This is a genomic window from Microtetraspora sp. NBRC 16547 (assembly GCF_030268965.1).
In the GTDB taxonomy this organism is placed as follows: domain Bacteria; phylum Actinomycetota; class Actinomycetes; order Streptosporangiales; family Streptosporangiaceae; genus Microtetraspora.
In genome coordinates this window covers 1-633 of the sequence record NZ_BSSE01000086.1, presented here as the reverse complement: position 1 = coordinate 633, position 633 = coordinate 1, and the positions used below count along the sequence as shown (strand labels likewise).

At 64.1% G+C, this 633-nt stretch carries 1 protein-coding gene; it reads right to left on the bottom strand.

Annotated elements, in window-relative coordinates:
* Positions 1–633: IS701 family transposase (locus QSK17_RS35725; RefSeq protein ID WP_285711126.1), on the bottom strand; the 633-nt coding region annotated here is incomplete at both ends.

The following is a 633-nucleotide window of genomic DNA, read 5'->3' as shown; positions in this document are numbered from 1 at the left end:
GGGCTTTTGGGTCTAGCCGCAGTTCGGTACAGAATGCCTGCGCTACCGCGGCCAGGGTGACGTGGCGGTGCCAGCCGAAGAAGCTCCGCCCCTCAAAGTGCTTGAGACCAAGGCCGGTGTTGAGCTCCCGGTAGTCATGCTCGATCCTCCATCGGATCTTGGCGAGCCGGACGAGTTCGCGCAGCGGAGTCGCGGCGGGGAGATTGGTGATCCAGTAACCGGTGGGTTCGGATTCGCCTGCTGGCCATTCCACCAGCAGCAGACGCGCAGGCAGGCTGCCGTCGGGGTTGCGGGCAATGTCTTTGTTGGCCAAGAGAATCGATAGAGCCATGAAGCGTGATCGCATTTTCGCGCCCGGATTGCCGCTGGTCTTCTTGGCGCCCTGCCGCCAGGTCACCCGCCGCAGATTCGCCCGCCCCGCCGCCAATGCGAGATTTCGCAGATTCGACGGTTTGCCTGGATAGCGCGGTTTCGGCCGGCGCCCCTGGCCGCTGTATTCTGCCAGCTCAGGCACCGCGTCTCCGGGATAGGCCGACAGATCATCGGAGACGGCCGCCACGTAAGACAGGTCGCGGTCCTCCAATCCCAGCCGGAAAGCGGTGCAATCGCCATAACCGGAGTCGAAGACCACCG